The following is an 18,383-nucleotide window of genomic DNA, read 5'->3' on the forward strand; positions in this document are numbered from 1 at the left end:
GCTCAGTCCATATGAAAGACGGGCATCAGGTGAATGGCGACTGGCTCGTTCTTTTCGTTTGTCGCCATGATGTCGGCCATGTAGGCCCACCATTTCTGCATCACGGCCGTGTTCGGCAGGTCGGTCATGGTGTGGTCCTTGCGCCGCCAGAGGACGCCGAACAGCACGTTCGTTTCCTCGTCCAGGAAGATCGAATAGTCGCAGACGCCGGCCTCGTGCAGCAGGTCGACCAGTTCCGGCCAGATCTCGTCGTGCCGGCGCTTGTATTCCGCCGTCATGCCGGGGTTCAGGAACATCTTGAAGGCGTGCTTTTCAATGCTGTCGCGGGTCATGCGCGCCGCTCCCTGATCTTGCGATAGACGATCGGCAGGGCGATGACGAAGATCAACAGCGCGCCGATGAAGATCGACATGACGATGCCCGGCACATTGAGAAGGCCGAGGCCGAATGTGACGAGACCCATGATGAAGGCGGCGATCACCACGCCCTGGATGGTGCCTCCGCCGCCGAGAATGGAGACGCCGCCGAGAACGACCATGGTGACGGCTTCCAGTTCCCAGCCGACGGCGATCGACGGACGGGTGGAGGCCAACCGCGATGTCAGCAGCACAGCCGCGATGCCGGACATGACGCCGGTCAGGCAGAAGAGCATAAATTTCACGCGCTGGACGCGGATACCGGAAAACTGGGCTGCGACCGGATTGTTTCCAATGGCAAAGACGTGGCGACCGAAATTGGTCCGGTGCAGCAGCACGTAGTAGAGAAGCGCGAAGACGAGAAAGAGCACGAACTCGAAGGAAATCACCCACCAGACGTAACCCTGGCCGAAGAAGGCGAAGCTTTCCGGATAACCTTTGAAGGCCTGGTCGCCGAGCACGATGTAGGAAATGCCACGAAAGAAGCTCATCGTGCCGATGGTGACGACGATCGACGGCAGGCCGAGCCCGGTGACCAGAAAGCCGTTGAACATGCCGCAGACGATGCCGGTGACGATGCCGATGGCAACGAGGCCGGGGGTATCGACGCCGTATTGCAGGGCAAGGCCCATCATGGTCGAGGAAAGCGCGATGATCGAGGCGACCGAGAGGTCGATCTCGCCGGCAATGATCAGCAGCGCCATGGCGAGCGCGATCAGCGCCTTTTCCGTGAAGTTGAAGGTCGCATCCGAAAGCGACCAGGGCGACAGGAAGTAGGGCGAGGCGAAGGAATTGACGATGAACAGGATCACGGCGACGGCAAGGAGCAGCGTCGGCCAGGAAAAGAAGGCCGCGCGCCACGGCTTCTCCAGCCGGTCGGGGATCAGTCTGGTTTCGTGCCCTACATCGGTCACTTATGCAGTCTCCGCAGTCTTGAGGATCAGCCGCGCGCCGCGCTTTTCGCCGCGGCTGTTCAGCACCACAGCCAGGATGATCGCGGCGCCGGAAATCGCCATCTGCCAGAAGGGCGAGATGTTGATGACGGGCAGCGCGACGTTGATGACGCCGAGGAACAGCGAGCCCAGGATGGCGCCTGCCACCTTGCCGACTCCGCCGGAAATCGAGATGCCGCCGATCACGCAGGCCGCGACGATGGTCAGTTCGTAGCCCTTGGCGACCTCCACCGAGCCGATCACATAGCGCGACACCCAGAGATAACCGCAGAAGCCGGAGAGAAGGCCGGACAGGCAGAAGGCCCAGAAGGTCGTCTTGCCGACATTGATGCCGGCATAGACCGCCGCGGTCGGATTGACGCCGATGGCGTAGAAGGCGCGGCCAAGCGAGGTGCGGGTCATCAGCACGTAGAAGGCGGCAATGATCGCCACCGCATACCAGATGAGCAGCGGCAGGCCGAGCAGTTCGATGCGGGTGAGCGCGACGAAATCCGGCGTGAAGGCATCGGCATTCACCCATTGCCCGCCGGCGATCAGGAAGATGACGCCGCGATAGATGGTGAGCGTACCGAGGGTGACGACGATCGCCGGAATGCCGAGGCGCCAGACGAAGAGCCCGTTGAAGGCGCCGAGCAGAAGGCCCGAGAGCGCCGCGATCGCCATCAGGACCGGAACCGGCACGCCGGGATAATACTGGTTGATCAACGCGACGATCATGCCGGAGAGCGCCAGATTGGACGCCATGGACAGGTCGATGGAGCGGGTCAGGATGACGATCATCTGGCCGAGCGCCAGGATCGCCAGGATCGACGTGTCCTCGAGGATGTCCTCCAGCCGCGGTAGCGAAGCGAAGCCGGGGGCGCGCAGATCGGTCGCGAAGATCATCGCGGCGATGACGAGCAGCAGCCAGATCTCGCGTGAGCGGAACAGGGACTTCATGCGGCCTCTCCAATGCCTGCGGCCGCGCGGACCAGCATTTCCGGCTTCAGCTCCTTGTTGTTGACGAACTCCGCGGCGATGCGGCCCTCGCGCATGATGATGATGCGGTCGCTCATGCCCATGACCTCCGGCAGCTCGGAGGAGACCATGATGACGGCGAGGCCCTGGGAAGCCAGTTCGCTCATGAATTCATGCACGGCGGCCTTGGAGCCGATGTCGATCCCCTTGGTCGGCTCGTCGAGGATGATGACCCGCGGCTTCGTCGCCAGCCACTTGGCGATGACGACCTTCTGCTGGTTGCCGCCGGAGAGGTTTCCGACATTCTGGTCGAGGGAAGCGGCGCGAAGGTCCAGGCGTTCGGCGTATTCGCGCGCCAGCTTGAACTCTTCGGCCAGCCGCAGGAAGCCGTTCTTCGATGTCGAGGCGAGTGAGGGCAGGGTGATGTTCTGGTAGATCGGCATGCCGGTGACGGCGCCCTGCTTGCCGCGATCCTCCGGCACGTAGACGATGCCCCTGGCGACGGCTTCGGCCGGCGAGCGGATGACGGCGATCTGGCCGTCGATGTTGACCGCGCCCTTGGAGGGCCTGGTGATGCCGAACAGGGACTGCATGAACTCGCTGCGGCCGGCGCCGACGAGGCCGTAGAAGCCGAGGATTTCGCCCTGGCGCAACGAAAAGCCGATATCGGCGAATTCTGTGGGATGACAATAGCCGGCCACCTTCAGGATTTCCGGGCCGGGTTCGACCTGCTTCTTCGGAAACACCTGGTCGACAGCGCGGCCGACCATCATCTTCACGATCTCATCCTGCGAGGTGTCCTTCAAGAGCCCGTGGCCGACCATTTCGCCGTCGCGGAAGACGGTGTAGCGGTCGGCAATCCGGTAGATCTCGTCGAACTTGTGGGAGATGAACAGGATCGCCTTGCCCTGGGACTTCAAAAGCTCGACCAGCGCGAAGAGATCCTGGATCTCCTTGTGCGAAAGGGCAGCCGTCGGTTCGTCCATGATGACGATCTCCGCATTGATGGAGAGCGCCCGTGCGACGGCGGCGAGGTGCTTGTTGGCGATGCTGAGGTCTTTCAGCCGCGTTTCGGCGTGAATATGACCGGCGCCGATGTCGGCAAGCAACGTGCGCGCGCGGCTGTTCATGGCCTGCCAGTCGATCATCCGGAAACGCGTCTTGGGCGCATGGCCGAGGAAGATGTTTTCGGCCACCGACAGCTCGTCAAAGAGGACGGTTTCCTGGTGGATCGCGGTAATGCCCGCCTGGAATGCGGCATGCGGGGAGGCGAGCGCGACCGGCCTGCCATCAACCCTGATCTCGCCCTCGTCCGGCTGGTAGATGCCGGTCATGGTCTTGACCAGCGTTGACTTGCCGGCGCCGTTTTCGCCGATCAGCGCGGTCACTTCACCGGGATAGAGATCGAGCGCGACGCGGTGCAGTGCGCGGACGCCCGGAAAGCTCTTCGATATGCCCGAGAGCGTGATCTTTGGTGGCTTCTGGGTTTGCATGGTCATCGCGCTAGAGGTAGGAGCGTCGTTGGCTGCGCCGAATGTTCGGCGGCCTGCAATCGAGGGAAAAAGACCGGCGGAGCAATACCCCGCCGGCCGGTGTCGTCCGGTTGTCAGTAGATCTTGGAGAACTTGTCGATGTTCGACTTGTCGAACTGGTACGGCGCCGCCATGGCGGCGGAGTTCATGTCATCCAGCGTGATCTCGCCGACCTTGCCGATCGAGAAGGTCTCGCCGGGCTTGGCTTCCTTGCCCTTGATCAGCTGGTCGGACAGGTAGACAGCCGAATAGCCGAGGTCGATCGGGTTCCAGAGCGCGACGGCCTGGGAAGCCCCATTGTCGATGAACTTCTTGAACTCGGACGGCAGAGCGAGGCCCGTGACGTTGATCTTGCCGATCAGGTTCTGGTCGGTGACGACCTGGGCGGCGGCCACGACGCCGACGGTGGTCGGTGCGATGATCGCCTTCAGGTTGGGATAGGTGGCGATCAGGCCCTTGGCTTCATTGGTCGACTTGACGGAGTCGTCGTCACCATAGACCACGGCGTCGAGCTTGATGTTCGGGAACTTCTCCGGCAGCACCTTCTTGGCGGCCTCGATCCAGGCGTTCTGGTTGGTTGCCGTCGAAGACGCCGAGAGAATCGCCACTTCACCACCATCCGGCATGTAGTCGGCGGCAAGCTTGATGATCGTTTCGCCGATCAGGTTGGTGTCGGACGGGTTCAGGTGCAGCATGCGGCCGTCCTGGGCGACACCGGAATCCCAAGAGATGACCTTGATGCCGCGTTCCATAGCCTTCTTGAGCGCCGGCACGACGGCGTCCGGATCGTTCGCAGAAATCGCGATCGCATCGACCTTCTGGGCGATCAGCGAGTTGATGATTTCGATCTGCCCTTCGGCGGTGGCGGACGTCGGGCCGGTGTAGATCACCTCCACATCGCCCAGTTCCTTGGCGGCTTCTTCCGCGCCCTTGGCTGCGGCATCGAAGAAGCCGTTGCCGAGCGACTTGACGACCAGCGCGATGCGCTCGGCAGCCATGGCCTGGGTTGTCATCATGGCCGCGGCGATCGCGGTCGTCATTGCCAGTTTCTTCAGCAGACTCATCTTGGTCCTCCCTTGCTGATAAATGCCTTCCCGGGCTCATGCCACGGACGAAGGTTGCTCCCTTGCAGTCTTATCCGCGACGATCAGCGACACGCCCGCATCCTCCAGCATGCGGCGGTCCTCGTCTCGAATTCCGTTGTCTGTGATGATTGTGGTGATGCGCTCCAGCCGGCACAGGATCAGGCTTGAACGTTTCCTGAACTTGGACGAGTCCACCAGCACCACCAGTTCGTCGGCCTGGTCGATCAGCTTCTGCTCCGCCTGGATGAGAAGCGGGTCTGCCTCCATCAGTCCAAGGTGGCTTAAGCCCTGAGCGCCCATGAACATCCGCTTTGCGTAGAAGTTGCGCGTCACGTCGTTGTCGAACGGGCTCAAAATGATGTTCTGCTCGCGGTATATGACGCCGCCCGACAGCATGATCGTGTTCTTCGAGTGCTTCAGAAGGTGTTCGGCTATCGGAAAGGAATTGGTGAAGATCTGCATGCGGCGGTTCGCCAGCGGATGCACCATCTGGAACGTCGTCGTGCCGCCGTTGATGATGATCGGGTCGCCGTCATTGCAGAGTTCGACCGCCTTCAGGGCGATTGCGCGCTTCTGCGAGATGTTGATCGTTTCGTTGACGGAAAAGGGTCGTCCGGCCAGTCCAGGAAACTGCGGCGGGTTGATCGCCTCGGCGCCGCCGCGCACCCGGCGCAGCTTCTTCTGCACGTGAAGCGTCGCTATATCCCGCCGGATCGTCGCTTCGGACGATTCCGTCAGGTCGACCATTTCGGCCACGGTCACGACAGGTTTTTCCTGGACCGCGGACAGAATGATGCGATGGCGTTCCTTCTCGTGCATGTGGCTCCTCCTGGGGATGATGCTTTCACCAAACCGCCACTCTGTCAATCAAGATCAATCAAAATAAGTCATATTGCGCTGCAATATGATTGTTTTTGACCATTAATGATTGACTGAGGCCGGTATTTGGGGCATCCGTAGACGAAAATCACATGGTCTGCACTTGGTCTGCATGTGCGCAGGGAGGAAACGATGGCGGAGAAGCAAGCCGGTTCGCGGCTCGAAAATCTGTGGGATGGCGGCCGCGCGGCGGGTATGAGCGAGCCGGAACTGCTGCTCTACCGGTCCAATCTGCTGGGCTCCGACAAGCGCGTGACCAATTACGGCGGTGGCAATACCTCGGCCAAGGTGATGCAGAAGGATCCGCTGACCGGCGAGATGGTCGAGGTGCTCTGGGTCAAGGGCTCCGGCGGCGATGTCGGCACCATCAAGATGGACGGTTTCTCCACCCTCTACATGGACAAGCTGCGGGCGCTGAAGAACCTGTATCGCGGCGTCGAGTTCGAAGACGAGATGGTCGGCTACCTGCCGCATTGCACCTTCAATCTCAATCCGCGGGCGGCCTCGATCGATACGCCGCTTCATGCCTATGTCCCCAGGAAGCATGTCGACCACATGCATCCGGACGCGATCATCGCGATCGCGGCCTCCGCCAACAGCCGCGAATTGACGAAGACCATCTTTGGCGACGATATCGGCTGGCTACCCTGGAAGCGGCCGGGCTACGAGCTTGGCCTGTGGCTCGAAAAGTTCTGCCTGGACAATCCCAATGCCAAGGGTGTCGTGCTGGAGAGCCACGGTCTCTTCACCTGGGCGGATACGGCGGAGGATTGCTACGGGCTGACGATCGACATCATCAACCGGGCGATTGCCTGGTTCGAGACCGAGACGACCGGCAAAGCCGCCTTCGGTGGCGTCAAGCACAAGACTCTTGAAGCCGAGGAGCGGCAGGAGATTGCGGCAAGCCTGATGCCGGCCATACGCGGCATGGTTTCCGGCGAAGTCCACATGGTGGGACACTTCGACGATTCCGATGCGGTTCTGCAGTTCGTCTGCTCCAAGGACATGGAAGCGCTCGCGGCGCTCGGCACCAGCTGCCCGGACCATTTCCTGCGCACCAAGATCCGCCCCCTGGTGGTCGAGTTCGACCCTGCAAACCCGGATATCGAAGCGACGCTCGCCAGCCTTGCTCCGAGCGTCGAGCAGTACCGCAAGGACTATGCGGCCTATTACGAGCGCTGCAAGCACGACGACAGCCCGGCAATGCGCGATCCGAATGCGATCGTCTATCTGGTGCCCGGCGTCGGCATGATCACCTTTGCCAAGGACAAGGCGACGGCGCGGATTTCCGGCGAGTTCTACACCAATGCCATCAATGTCATGCGCGGCGCATCCGCCGTGTCTGAATATTGCGGACTGCCGGAGCAGGAGGCCTTCGACATCGAGTACTGGCTGCTCGAAGAGGCAAAGCTGCAGCGCATGCCGAAGCCGAAGAGCCTCGCCGGGCGGGTGGCGATCGTCACGGGCGGCGCCGGCGGCATCGGCTCGGCGACGGCGGCGCGGCTTCTCTCGGAAGGCGCCTGCGTTGTGCTTGCCGACATCGATGCGGCGGCGCTCGAAAAGACGGCCGCACAGCTTTCCTCCGCCTATTCGAAGGATGTCGTGCGCACCGTCGACATGAACGTGACGGATGAGGTTGCGGTCGCCAGCGCCTATGCCGACATGGCGGTGCAGTTCGGCGGCGTCGACATCGTCGTTTCCAATGCCGGGATTGCGTCGTCCGCCCCGGTCGAGGAGACCTCGCTGGAGCTTTGGAACCGCAACATGTCGATCCTGTCGACGGGCTATTTCCTGGTGGCGCGCGAAGCCTTCAAGATGCTGCGCAAGCAGGGGATCGGCGGATCGATGATCTTCATCGCCTCGAAGAACGGCCTCGCCGCTTCCCCGAACGCGTCTGCCTACTGCACGGCCAAGGCGTCGGAAATCCATCTCGCCCGCTGCCTGGCGCTCGAGGGCGCGGAGGTCGGCATTCGCGTCAACGTCGTCAATCCCGACGCCGTGCTTCGCGGCTCGAAGATCTGGTCCGGCGAATGGCTCGACCAGCGCGCCTCGACCTACAAGACGGACAAGGAAGGCCTGGAGGAAATGTATCGCCAGCGCTCCATGCTGAAGCGCTCGGTGCTGCCCGAGGATATCGCCGAGGCCGTCTATTTCTTCGGATCGGAAGCGTCTTCCAAGTCGACCGGCAACATCATCAACGTCGATGCGGGCAATGTGCAGGCGTTCACGCGCTAGCGCCGGCTGGGACGGATGGGAGGAGGACAACATGATTGAAAAAGACGTTATCGCAGGCGTCAACGACGCCGCATCGGCCGCTCTGAGGGCCGACTACAACGCCCTTGGCGAGCAGCTTGCCCGCCGTGGCATCGACATCGATGTCGTGAAGGCGAAGGTCGCTGCCTACGGCGTGGCCGTTCCGTCCTGGGGTGTGGGCACCGGCGGCACCCGGTTTGCCCGCTTTCCAGGCGCCGGCGAGCCGCGCAACATTTTCGACAAGATGGATGACTGCTCGGTCATCCACCAGCTGACCGGTGCGACGCCGTCGGTCTCCCTGCATATCCCGTGGGACAAGGCCGATCCGGCCGACCTGAAGGCGAAGGCGGAGGAAACCGGCCTCGGCTTCGATGCGATGAACTCGAACACGTTCCAGGACCAGGCCGATCAGGCGCACTCCTACAAATACGGTTCGCTGAGCAACGCCGACGGCGCGACCCGCCAGCAGGCCGTCGAGCACAACATCGAATGCATCGAGATCGGCAAGGCGATCGGTTCCAAGGCGCTGACGGTCTGGATCGGAGACGGTTCCAACTTCCCGGGGCAGACGAACTTTACCCGCCAGTTCGAGCGCTATCTGGACGCCATGCGCTCGGTCTACAAGGCTCTTCCGGACGATTGGCGCATCTTCACCGAGCACAAGATGTACGAGCCGGCCTTCTATTCGACGGTCGTGCAGGATTGGGGCACCAATTTCCTGATTGCGCAGGAACTGGGCGACAAGGCCTTCTGCCTCGTCGACCTCGGCCATCACGCGCCGAACGTCAACATCGAGATGATCGTCGCCCGGCTCATCCAGTTCGGCAAGCTTGGCGGCTTCCACTTCAACGATTCGAAGTATGGCGACGATGACCTCGACACGGCGTCGATCGATCCGTACCGGCTGTTCCTTGTCTTCAACGAACTGGTGGATGCGGAGCTGCACAGTCCGGCTGGCTTCAACCCGGCACACATGCTCGACCAGTCGCACAATGTCACCGACCCCATCGAGAGCCTGATGGTGTCGGCAATGGAGGTGCAGCGCGCCTATGCCGCAGCCCTGCTGGTCGATCGCAAGGCGCTGGAGAATTTCCAGGAAGGCAATGACGCGCTGATGGCGACATCGACCCTCAAGCGGGCATTCCGCACCGATGTCGAGCCGATCCTTGCCATGGCTCGGCTGGAGAAGGGCGCGGCCATCGATCCGGTTGCGGCTTTCCGTGCCGCCGGCTACCGCGCCAAGGTGGCCGGCTTGCGGCCTGCGGTATCTGGCGGTGGCGGCGGTATCGTCTGAGGTCTCAGTCAACCATTGTTCGGCGCCCGGACAAATTCGGTTTGACTTCGAAGCTCTGTTCCTGTGTGTTTGACGAGACGCCCGGCCGTCAGGTCGGGCGAGTCCTTTTCATCAGTCACAGACGAATGCCTCATGACCCAGACCGTTGCCTATCAAGCCGCCAGGATCTTCGACGGAGAGCAGTTCCATGAGGATTGCGCTTTGCTCGTGCGTGGCGGTCGCGTGGCGGGCATCGTGCCGCAGTCCAAGATTCCGGCCGATTGCCGGATCATTCCGGCCGGGGGATTGATCGTGCCCGGCTTCGTTGACCTGCAGGTCAATGGCGGCGGCGGCGTGCTGTTCAACAACGATCCGTCGGTCGACGGCATCCAGACGATCTGCTCGGCCCATGCGAAATACGGGACGACGGCGCTGATGGTGACGCTGATCACCGACACGCCGTCCGTGCGAGACCGGGCGCTTGAGGCTGGCCGTTCTGCATCTGAAGCCGGTGTGCCGGGCTATCTCGGGCTGCACCTGGAAGGGCCGCATCTGTCGGTGGCACGCAAAGGCACGCACGATCCGAGCCTGATCCGGGACATGACGGCGGACGATCTTGCGGCACTGACATCGGCCGCCGGCACCTTCGGCGTTGCCAAGACCACGATCGCGCCGGAAAATGTCTCGGCCGACCAGGTGCGGGCGCTCGTTGCTGCCGGCTATCATGTCAGCCTCGGTCACACCGATTGCAATGCCGCGACCGCCTTTGCCTATGTGGAGGCGGGCGCGACGCTCGTCACCCACATCTTCAATGCAATGAGCCAGCTACAGAACCGCGAGCCGGGTCTCGTCGGCGCGGCACTTTCCGCGCCCGAACTCCATTGCGGCCTGATTGCCGATGGCCATCACGTCAACTGGACGACGACGGCTGTCGCCATGCGGGCAAAGGTCGGTCCCGGGCGCATCTTCGTCGTGACCGACGCCATGTCCTGCATCGGCACCGACGAGGACACCTTCACCCTCAACGGCCGGACGATCTACCGGCGCGACGGACGATTGACGCTGGCCGACGGAACGCTTGCGGGCGCCGACATCGACATGCTGCAATGCCTGCGTCTCGTCCATGACAGGTTGGGGCTCTCGCTCGAAGAGGCGCTGCGTATGGTGGCGCTTTATCCCGCTCGGGCCATTGGCGCCGACAGGAAAGGACGCTTGTCGGAAGGCGCCGACGCGGATTTCGTGGTCCTGACAGAGGATCTCGACTTGTGCTCGACCTGGATAGGCGGCGCCTGTGTGTATTCGGCAGCGAAGGCTGACTGAGGCTCTTTGCCAGTATTCTCAGCCCGCGAGGCGGCCGCCTGTCAGCGGCTTCGGAACGCCGGTCGTCGTCGGGAAGCTGATCGGCAGGCCGCGCAGCACGCGAACGGCGAGGAAGGCGAAGCACTCCGCTTCCACGGCGTCGCCGCGCCAGCCGAGCACCTCGGCGGGATGGACCTCGACGCGGGCCCGCTCAGCGAGCATCCTCATCAGTGTGGGATTGTGCCGGCCGCCGCCGCTGACATAGATCGATGCCGGCCGTTGCGGCAGCAGGTCGAGGGCCTTGCCGACGGCGCTGGCGGTAAAGGCTGTCAGCGTCGCTGCCCCGTCTTCCAGTTCCAGCCCGTCCGCCATGTCTGCGGTAAAGGAGAAGCGGTCCAGCGACTTGGGGTAGGGCGCGGTCAGATAGGGATGTTCGAGAAGCCGTGCGAGACGGTCCTCGTCGACCTTGCCGGCGCCTGCGAACGCTCCGTTGACATCCATCTCGCCCTTGCCGTGGCGCTTGACGAAATCATTGATCGGCGCGTTGGCGGGCCCTGTGTCGAAGGCCACGAGCTGGCCGGCACCATCGGTCCAGGTGACGTTGCCGACACCGCCGAGGTTGAGGATGGCGGCGCGGCCATGGCTCTCGGCGGTCTTCAGCAGGGCCGCATGATAGGCGGCGGCGAGCGGCGCGCCCTGTCCACCCGTTCTGACGTCGATGCTGCGGAAGTCATAGGCCACCTTGACGCCGAGCAGCTCGCTCATCAGCGCGCCGTCGCCGAGCTGGCGGGTCGCGCCGATGCGGCCGGGTTGCGGCGCGCGGTGGAGAACGGTCTGGCCATGAAAGCCGACGATGCCGATCTCGCTCATTGACAGACCGGCGTCCTCGACCAGGGCAGCAACGGCGGCCGATTGCGCACGGGTGAGGGTCTCCTCGGCTTCTGCGAAGATCTCGGGTTCAGGTCCGTCGAAATTCCACTGCCGGGCTTGGCTCAGGGTTTCCTCAAGCAGGTCGCGTGTTTCCTTGGGATAGGGAGCGAGCGTGTAAGCGCCGAAGGCTTCGATGTGCTCGCCGTCGGTCTTCAACAGAGCGACGTCGATATTTCCGTCGAGCACCGTGCCCGTCATCAGTCCAACAGCCCAGATCGGGTCCACGCTTCAATCCTCCAGAACGATGACGGCCGCCCGTTTCCGCGCGGCCTGCAGTTCGAATGCGCCGGCAAGCGCGCTCAGGGAAGCTGCATCACGGAGAAGAACAGGCCCAGCTGCCGGATGGCATTGGCAAAGCTCTCATATTCGACCGGCTTGGTGATGTAGACATTGGCGCCCAGATCGTAGCAGCGCTGGATTTCCATCTCGTCGTCCGTCGTCGTCAGGATGACGATCGGCAGGCGCTTGGTGTACTGGTTGCTCTTGACCTGCTCGAGGATTTCCGTGCCCGACATGTCCGGCAGGTTGAGATCGAGCAGGATCAGCAGGTAACGGTCCGCCGACACTTCGCCGCTGCGGTCTTCGCCCAGAATGAAGTCGAGCGCCGAGGTGCCGTCGGTGAACGGCATGATCTGGTTGCTGACGCCGGCCCGGCGGATGTTCTTCTCGATCAGTTTCGCATGGCCTTCGTCATCCTCGACCATGACGATGGTCACTTCCTTGCCGCTTGCCTTCATACTCAAACACTCCTCAGGACCTGCGTGAGGTCCGCAGGTATTCTCAACGTGAACGTCGATCCGACGCCTGGCTCGGACCGGACAGAAATATCGCCGCCGAGGTTCCTGGCCAAGGACCGGACATGTGCAAGGCCGATGCCTTCACCTGTCTGATCCTGCGGACCCGCCCGGCGGAAAAGCTCGAAGACCCGTTCCATGTCGTCGGCGCTGATGCCGCGACCATTGTCGATCACTTCGGCTTCGAGCATCTTCCCCTTCAGGCTTGCCTTGACGACAACCTGCGGCGGACGATTCTTGTTCCGGTACTTCAGAGCATTATCGATGAGGTTGGTAAATATCTGCTCAAGAGAAAGCCGGTCGCTGACGATAAACATCGGTTGCGACTGGACCTCAATCGAGCCATCGGCGGAGTCGGCGATGTGGAACAGGCTTGCCGCGCTGTTGTCGAGGATTTCCTTGAGATTGAAGCGTTCCGGCTTCAACTGGCGGCGGCCGTCGCGGGAGATTTTCAGGATGGCGCTGATCAGCCCGTCCATCTTGGCCGTCGAGGATCGGATGAAGGACAGCGCTTCCGGCACGTCCTCCCTCGCGGCGTTCCGCGCGTCGACGATTTCCTGTTCGCTGAGCGGTTCTCCGTCTGCCAGCACATAGGCCTGCAACTGCTTCAGGGACATCTCCAGTTCGCTGGTGAAGCCCATGATGTTGACCAGCGGCGCGCGCAGGTCGTGGGTGACGATGTAGGCGTAACGCTGGATTTCCTGGTTTGCCTTGACCAGGTCGTCCGTCCGCTCGACCACGCGCTGTTCGAGGTCCTCGTTCAGCCGCAGAACTTCTCGGCGGGTGGCGTTGATCGACTGGATATGGCGCATGATGACGAAGATGGCGCCGCCAAGCACGATGACGATTGCGACGCCGGCGCCAAGCACGATCCACTTCAGAGTGACCGAGCTGCGAAGCTGCTCGGCGATGTTGGCCTGGATATGGGTATCGGAAATGTCGATGATGTTCTGCATCCGGTTGCGAATGCCATCCATGACCTTCTGGCCGAAGCCCTGCTGGACGACCCGGATGGCCTCCTGCGTGTCTCCGGACTTCGCCAGCCTGACCGTGCTGGCCATTTCCTGCAGCTTGGCATCGATCAGCTCATAGAGTGGCTGCATGTCGGCCTGATAGGAACTGTCCCCGCCGATCAGCCCCGACATCTTCGCCTCGGCGGTGCGGATTTCGCCGACCGCTTCGTTGTACGGGGTCAGAAAATCCTCGTTGAGTGTAAGAAGGTATCCGCGCTGGCCGGTCTCGGCATCCTGCAGCAGGCTGAACAGGTCGGCAGCGGAACTGCGGATGGCGCGCTCGTCTATGAGCGTCTGAAAGGAATCATGCGTCCGTTGAACGAGCAGAAGCGCGGAACCGATGATCGCAAGCAACATCGCCAGACCGAATATGATCATCAGCAGCGAGGTACGCACGAAGCTCTTACTGAACGTCATCGAATTCCTTTCCTGTGTCGCCAAGCCCCGGGGTTGTCCGGAAGAGCGATGCCGCTCGTCGTCGTTTCCGTCGGTGCGGGCACCACATTATCCATCCGCCTTCCAGTTGCCACCCCCTCCAGCAACAAAACCGCGCCCCCTTTTCAAGAGGGCGCGGCCATGCTTGGGAGGATGGTTAGCCGATCAGGCTTAGTGGCGGCCGAGCCAGGTGTCGATTTCCTTCTCGGCTTCTTCTTCGCTCTTGCCGTAGGCTTCCTGGATGCGACCAGCGAGCTGCTTGCGATTGCCGGCGACGACGTCGAGATCGTCGTTCGTCAGCTTGCCCCACTGGGTCTGGACCTTGCCTTTGAATTGTTCCCAGTTTCCTTCGATCTGATTCCAGTTCATGGGTGTCTCCTTTGTTTGTTGGCTGAATTTTATTCGCCCTGATCAACGTTGCCGGCTGCCTTTCGTTCCCGGCAAGCGCTTTTTTTTGGTTCTGGTTTTTGGTTCTGGAGATTCCGCGGAAGGTGGAAGGAACAAAAGCGCGAGGGTCGACGTTGTCCTGTCAGTTATCAATGCAATCCAACAACGACAGGAGACGCACATGGCTACTGCCACTGTTCTGAAGAATAATGCGAAGACCGATTACGCCAGCGCTGCCGATATCGAAGAGCAGCTGCAGAAGTTGAGCGCCGACGTCGCGGCCCTGACCAAGACGATGGCCGATTTCGGCAACGGCAAGATGGATGAAGCCGTCAAGCAGGCTCGCAGCCTCAAGGACGACATGGTGGAGAGGTCCGCCGTCGTCGCTGCCGACACGAAGAAGCGGCTTGTCAGCGCCGAAAGCGATTTCGAAGATCAGGTTCGCGCTCATCCGCTGGCCGCTATCGGCATCGCAGCCGGTGTCGGCTTTCTTGCGGCGCTCATGTCCAAAAGGTGAGTTCGTGACTTCAATCGCGGGACTGATCACCCGGACCCTCGTCGGCAGCTTTTTGCCGACGACGGAGAAGGTTCAGCGTAACGCGCTCGGCGGCGCCATCATCGCGGTTCTGGTCATGACGGCCTATATCGCGGCGATGTTTGCTGCCTGGTTCGCGCTGTTGCCGCTCTACGGGCCTGCCATTAGCTGTGCCCTCATCGCAGCGGCGACGCTCGTTCTCGCGCTGATCGTCTGGGGTGTCACCGCCGAACTCAACAGGCGCGCGCGTCACCGGCTGCAGCTGGAGCGTCAGGCTCGGGCCGCGTCGATCGACAGCCAGCTCGTTCAGGGCGCGATGTCGACGTTGCCGGCAATGGTTCGGGAAAGCCCGATCGCCACGCTCGTCTTTGTATCCGGCCTTGCCTACGCGCTGATGAAATCCCAGCGAGCCGATCCGAAATCGGATTGAGCCTCGGCTTTCATCGGGCTGGCGGGCTGGCAGAGGAAACACACACACTTCCATCAGGGAAGGAAAGGATAAGAAAAATGGCTACCACCGCAAAGGTCCTTCAGGCTCACTCTCACGCGGAAGACATCGACATCGGTTTGCCGAAGGCCTACCGCAAGGAAATGGCAGGTCATCTGACCGAGATCCTGAACGGCACCTACAAGCTGACGATCAAGAGCCACATCTATCACTGGAACGTGGTCGGCCCGCTGTTCAAGCCGCTGCACGAACTGACGGAAGCGCATTACGAAGCGCTGTTCGCCGCGGCGGACGTGATCGCCGAGCGCATTCGTGCGATTGGCCATCTGGCGCCGGTCGACATGGGCGCCACCGCCAACTTCACGCCGAAGACCGGCGACACCGCGCATGACACCGCCAAGGAGATGGTCGCCGATCTTATCGCTGATCACGAAGAGGCTGTTAAGAAGATGCGCAAGGCCGGCGAAAAGGCTGGTGACGCCGGCGACCTCGTGACCGAGGACATGTTGACCAATCGTCTCACCTTCCACGAAAAGGCGCTGTGGATGCTGCGGGCCATCATCTCCGATTGACGGACTGCGCGGGTTCGCGATTGACCGACGGCGGCTCATCCGCCGCCGGTCCGCGAATTTGAAATACGAGACATGAAGAGGAGGCTGACGATGGAACATGATCTGTTGCGCCAGGCCAAGTCTGTCAGGGACGACGCGTCGCTGAACGACCAGGAAAAGATCAAGAAGCTGCGCGAGCTTTATGAATATGCCCGCGGAGAACAGCGTGCCGCGAGCGAGAGCTCGATGGTCGATGACGACGGCCTGAACGATGCGTTCCGCACGATCGAGATGGCGCTTGCCGATCTTGGCGACGACATGCAGAGCGATGCGGACGAGAAAGGCGCGGCGACCCTCTAGGAGCTGCGCCTACTTCTTCTTCTCGGCAGCCGCCTTTTCCGCGGCGTCGAGTTTTTCAAGCAGATCGATAAGTCGTTCAGGGGTTCCCTGCTCCATGATGCCGTCGTAGAAGGTGCGCAGGCTCCCCTCGATCAATTTGGTCGCCTGATCCTTTCTGCCTTTTCCGATTGGGTTGCCGTTCTCATTTTCGGTTTTCTCAGACGCCATTATGCCCCGTCCATCTGGTGTGCTTGCATGGCGTTTCATCTCCCGGGATGCTGTCGGCCATACCTGATAATCGACAACTTGAAAAAAAGTTCCGCGGAAGGGAACTTTTTTCTGGACCAGACGTTTTCTTCCGGATTGAGTCTTGGTTTCCTAATCTGGAGATATTTCATATGTCGTTGACCGCACGCGTCGCTACCCACCTTCCGTACCTCCGACGCTTTGCCCGGGCCGTCACCGGTTCTCAGACTTCAGGCGACGCCTATGTCGCCGCCATGCTGGAGGCCTTGATAGAGGATCTCTCGCTTTTCTCGGACACCGGCAATGACCGTGTCAGCCTCTACAAGCTGTTTGTCCAGATCTTCGAGCGGCTGGATGTCGACGTCACTCCGCTGGAATCGCCCTTCGCCTGGGAGAAGCGGGCCGCCGCGAACCTTGCCAACCTGCCGAAGACGGAGCGCATCGCGTTCCTGCTCATTTCGGTCGAAGGTTTCTCCTCCTCCGATGCAGCCAAGATTCTCGACGTCGACGAAGCCCAGTTCTCGCGGCTGATAGAGGAAGCCGCCCGCCAGATTTCGCAGCAGGTCGCCACCGACATCATGATCATCGAGGACGAACCGCTCATTGCGCTCGACATCGAGCAGATGGTCGAGGACCTCGGCCATCGGGTGACCGGCGTGGCGCGCACGCATACGGAAGCCGTGGCACTTTTCAAGAAGACCTCCCCGAAGATGATCCTCGCCGACATCCAGCTTGCCGATGGCAGCTCGGGTATCGACGCGGTCAACGACATCCTCAAGGAGGACATGATGCCCGTGATCTTCATCACGGCGTTCCCGGAGCGGCTGCTGACGGGTGAACGCCCCGAGCCGGCGTTCCTTGTGACAAAGCCGTTCAACCCGGACATGGTGAAGGCTTTGATCAGCCAGGCTCTGTTCTTCAATGAGAAGGTGAAGGAACAGGCGTAACAGATCGGCTGCGCAAACCGGTTTCGAAGGTTCATTTGCGGCACCGTCGGCGATGGTCGACGGGCGCCCCACCGAGGGTTTTGACTGGTGCATAGATTGTCGTGGGTTGAGTCGGGGGAAATTGACGCGTTGTCGCGCGATTTCTTTATCCATGCTCTTCTCGATATGGGCGCCTGTTATCTGCTCTATGACGAGAGTGACAAGTGTATCTGCATAACCCGTCTGCCGGAGCCCTGGTCGCGTACGATTGAGGAAACACCCACCGATCTGCGCCTTTTCGGTCCGGAGATCGCTGATCGGCTGAGCGCCCTGAAGAAGGGGCTGACGGATCCCGGCATGCAGGACCGCATCGATGTCAGTCCCGACGAGGAGACCGTCTTCGAATTCCGCTGCCGAAAGGTCGATATTCCCGAACGCGGCCGCTATTTCATCACGTCGATCACCGACAAGTCCGAGGAGCGGCAGCGGGAAAAGCTGTTGCGCACCCTGCTTCTGGAAGTCAGTCACCGCTCGAAGAACCTTCTTGCCGTGGTCCAGGGCATCGCCTCGCAGACGGCACGGTTTTCCGGGTCGCTCGATTCCTTCCTGCAGAAGTTCAGGGGCAGGCTCTATGCCCTGTCCCAGTCTCAGGACCTGGTGACGGAATCGAGCTGGCAGGGGGCAACCTTCCTCGATCTTTTGCGCGGACAGCTCTCCCGCTACGTGGCCGACACCTCGACCGCCATCGAGGTCTCGGCCGAGAATATCCTTCTGTCGCCGAATGCCGCCATGCATGTGGGCCTCGCGCTGCATGAGCTGATCATCAATGCCATCAGCCATGGTGACATCCTGAAGGGAACCGGAACCGTTCGCGTCAGCTGCCATCGGGTCCAGACGGCGTCGGGGACGGAGATCAGGATCGTCTGGACCGAGCAGCCCTCGTCGGGCACCTTCGAGGAGGCGAAGTCGATCGAGGGGCAGTTCGGCAGCACCGTGCTGCAGAAGGTCGTGCCGGCTTCGGTCAACGGCCGTGCGATCCACCGCGTCGACGAGAGCGGCATCCACTACGAACTGACATTCCCGGCAGACGTCCGCGACTGAATTCGAACAGCGACACACTCAAGTAAAGGAA

General features: G+C 61.5%; 20 protein-coding genes. 9 read left to right on the forward strand and 11 right to left on the reverse strand.

Annotated elements, in window-relative coordinates; translation table 11 throughout:
* Nucleotides 1–2 precede the first annotated feature (2 nt).
* The 6 genes from rhaM to ACU5AY_RS19115 form a co-directional block, all read right to left on the reverse strand.
* Complete coding sequence (gene rhaM / locus ACU5AY_RS19090; protein ID WP_446827381.1) at nucleotides 3–332, reverse strand: L-rhamnose mutarotase; 330 nt, start codon at nucleotides 330–332, stop codon at nucleotides 3–5.
* Nucleotides 329–1,330, reverse strand: a complete 1,002-nt coding sequence (locus ACU5AY_RS19095) for an ABC transporter permease (RefSeq protein WP_446827382.1) — start codon at nucleotides 1,328–1,330, stop codon at nucleotides 329–331. Before ACU5AY_RS19095 ends, rhaM begins: the two co-directional genes overlap by 4 nt.
* A complete protein-coding gene (locus tag ACU5AY_RS19100; protein ID WP_446827383.1) occupies nucleotides 1,331–2,308 on the reverse strand; it encodes an ABC transporter permease in 978 nt (325 codons plus the stop codon). It lies immediately after the preceding gene.
* Entirely contained in the window at nucleotides 2,305–3,825 is a 1,521-nt protein-coding gene (locus ACU5AY_RS19105; protein WP_446827384.1) for a sugar ABC transporter ATP-binding protein, read from the reverse strand. The genes ACU5AY_RS19100 and ACU5AY_RS19105 overlap by 4 nt, the downstream gene beginning before the upstream one ends.
* Before the next feature lie 107 nt (nucleotides 3,826–3,932).
* Nucleotides 3,933–4,922, reverse strand: coding sequence for a rhamnose ABC transporter substrate-binding protein (rhaS, locus tag ACU5AY_RS19110; RefSeq protein ID WP_446827385.1), 990 nt, complete (start codon nucleotides 4,920–4,922; stop codon nucleotides 3,933–3,935).
* Between the two features lie 36 nt (nucleotides 4,923–4,958).
* Nucleotides 4,959–5,762, reverse strand: coding sequence for a DeoR/GlpR family DNA-binding transcription regulator (locus ACU5AY_RS19115; protein WP_446827386.1), 804 nt, complete (start codon nucleotides 5,760–5,762; stop codon nucleotides 4,959–4,961).
* 192 nt (nucleotides 5,763–5,954) lie between these two features.
* Between ACU5AY_RS19115 and ACU5AY_RS19120 the strand changes: the two genes are divergently transcribed.
* From ACU5AY_RS19120 to nagA, 3 genes are all read left to right on the forward strand, one after another.
* Nucleotides 5,955–8,057, forward strand: coding sequence for a bifunctional rhamnulose-1-phosphate aldolase/short-chain dehydrogenase (locus ACU5AY_RS19120; RefSeq protein WP_446827387.1), 2,103 nt, complete (start codon nucleotides 5,955–5,957; stop codon nucleotides 8,055–8,057).
* 31 nt (nucleotides 8,058–8,088) lie between these two features.
* Nucleotides 8,089–9,369 carry an L-rhamnose catabolism isomerase gene (rhaI, locus tag ACU5AY_RS19125; RefSeq protein WP_446827388.1) on the forward strand — a complete coding sequence of 427 codons (1,281 nt, stop codon included), beginning with the start codon at nucleotides 8,089–8,091 and terminating at the stop codon, nucleotides 9,367–9,369.
* 132 nt (nucleotides 9,370–9,501) lie between these two features.
* Nucleotides 9,502–10,668: an N-acetylglucosamine-6-phosphate deacetylase gene (gene nagA, locus ACU5AY_RS19130; RefSeq protein WP_446827389.1), complete on the forward strand. Its 1,167-nt coding sequence runs from the start codon at nucleotides 9,502–9,504 to the stop codon at nucleotides 10,666–10,668.
* Between the two features lie 18 nt (nucleotides 10,669–10,686).
* Here nagA and ACU5AY_RS19135 read toward each other — a convergent pair whose 3' ends face one another.
* The 4 genes from ACU5AY_RS19135 to ACU5AY_RS19150 form a co-directional block, all read right to left on the reverse strand.
* Nucleotides 10,687–11,802 (reverse strand): anhydro-N-acetylmuramic acid kinase, encoded by a 1,116-nt coding sequence (locus tag ACU5AY_RS19135; RefSeq protein ID WP_446827390.1) that lies wholly within the window; start codon nucleotides 11,800–11,802, stop codon nucleotides 10,687–10,689.
* A gap of 74 nt (nucleotides 11,803–11,876) precedes the next feature.
* Nucleotides 11,877–12,314 (reverse strand): response regulator, encoded by a 438-nt coding sequence (locus ACU5AY_RS19140; RefSeq protein WP_446822637.1) that lies wholly within the window; start codon nucleotides 12,312–12,314, stop codon nucleotides 11,877–11,879.
* Between the two features lie 2 nt (nucleotides 12,315–12,316).
* The gene (locus ACU5AY_RS19145; protein ID WP_446827391.1) at nucleotides 12,317–13,801 is read right to left on the reverse strand and encodes a sensor histidine kinase; all 1,485 of its coding nucleotides are present in this window, start codon (nucleotides 13,799–13,801) and stop codon (nucleotides 12,317–12,319) included.
* 189 nt (nucleotides 13,802–13,990) lie between these two features.
* Nucleotides 13,991–14,188, reverse strand: a complete 198-nt coding sequence (locus ACU5AY_RS19150; RefSeq protein ID WP_446827392.1) for a CsbD family protein — start codon at nucleotides 14,186–14,188, stop codon at nucleotides 13,991–13,993.
* 199 nt (nucleotides 14,189–14,387) lie between these two features.
* On the opposite strand from ACU5AY_RS19150, the gene ACU5AY_RS19155 reads away from it, so the two are divergent.
* The 4 genes from ACU5AY_RS19155 to ACU5AY_RS19170 all read left to right on the forward strand — a co-directional run bounded on the left by ACU5AY_RS19155 (nucleotide 14,388) and on the right by ACU5AY_RS19170 (nucleotide 16,100).
* The gene (locus tag ACU5AY_RS19155; RefSeq protein WP_446827393.1) at nucleotides 14,388–14,723 is read left to right on the forward strand and encodes a DUF883 family protein; all 336 of its coding nucleotides are present in this window, start codon (nucleotides 14,388–14,390) and stop codon (nucleotides 14,721–14,723) included.
* 4 nt (nucleotides 14,724–14,727) lie between these two features.
* Nucleotides 14,728–15,171, forward strand: a complete 444-nt coding sequence (locus ACU5AY_RS19160; RefSeq protein ID WP_446822641.1) for a hypothetical protein — start codon at nucleotides 14,728–14,730, stop codon at nucleotides 15,169–15,171.
* Between the two features lie 77 nt (nucleotides 15,172–15,248).
* Entirely contained in the window at nucleotides 15,249–15,761 is a 513-nt protein-coding gene (locus tag ACU5AY_RS19165) for a Dps family protein (protein WP_446827394.1), read from the forward strand.
* A gap of 90 nt (nucleotides 15,762–15,851) precedes the next feature.
* Nucleotides 15,852–16,100 carry a hypothetical protein gene (locus ACU5AY_RS19170; protein ID WP_446822643.1) on the forward strand — a complete coding sequence of 83 codons (249 nt, stop codon included), beginning with the start codon at nucleotides 15,852–15,854 and terminating at the stop codon, nucleotides 16,098–16,100.
* Nucleotides 16,101–16,109: 9 nt separating this feature from the next.
* On the opposite strand, the gene ACU5AY_RS19175 is transcribed toward ACU5AY_RS19170, so the two are convergent.
* On the reverse strand, nucleotides 16,110–16,307 hold the full coding sequence (locus ACU5AY_RS19175) for a NepR family anti-sigma factor (RefSeq protein WP_446822644.1): 198 nt from the start codon (nucleotides 16,305–16,307) through the stop codon (nucleotides 16,110–16,112).
* A 170-nt stretch (nucleotides 16,308–16,477) separates the two neighbouring features.
* On the opposite strand from ACU5AY_RS19175, the gene ACU5AY_RS19180 reads away from it, so the two are divergent.
* Together ACU5AY_RS19180 and ACU5AY_RS19185 are read left to right on the forward strand one after the other, a co-directional pair.
* Entirely contained in the window at nucleotides 16,478–17,272 is a 795-nt protein-coding gene (locus ACU5AY_RS19180) for a response regulator (RefSeq protein WP_446822645.1), read from the forward strand.
* 129 nt (nucleotides 17,273–17,401) lie between these two features.
* Entirely contained in the window at nucleotides 17,402–18,352 is a 951-nt protein-coding gene (locus ACU5AY_RS19185) for a sensor histidine kinase (RefSeq protein WP_446827395.1), read from the forward strand.
* Nucleotides 18,353–18,383 lie beyond the last annotated feature (31 nt).

The organism is Rhizobium sp. PAMB 3174, from assembly GCF_052908375.1.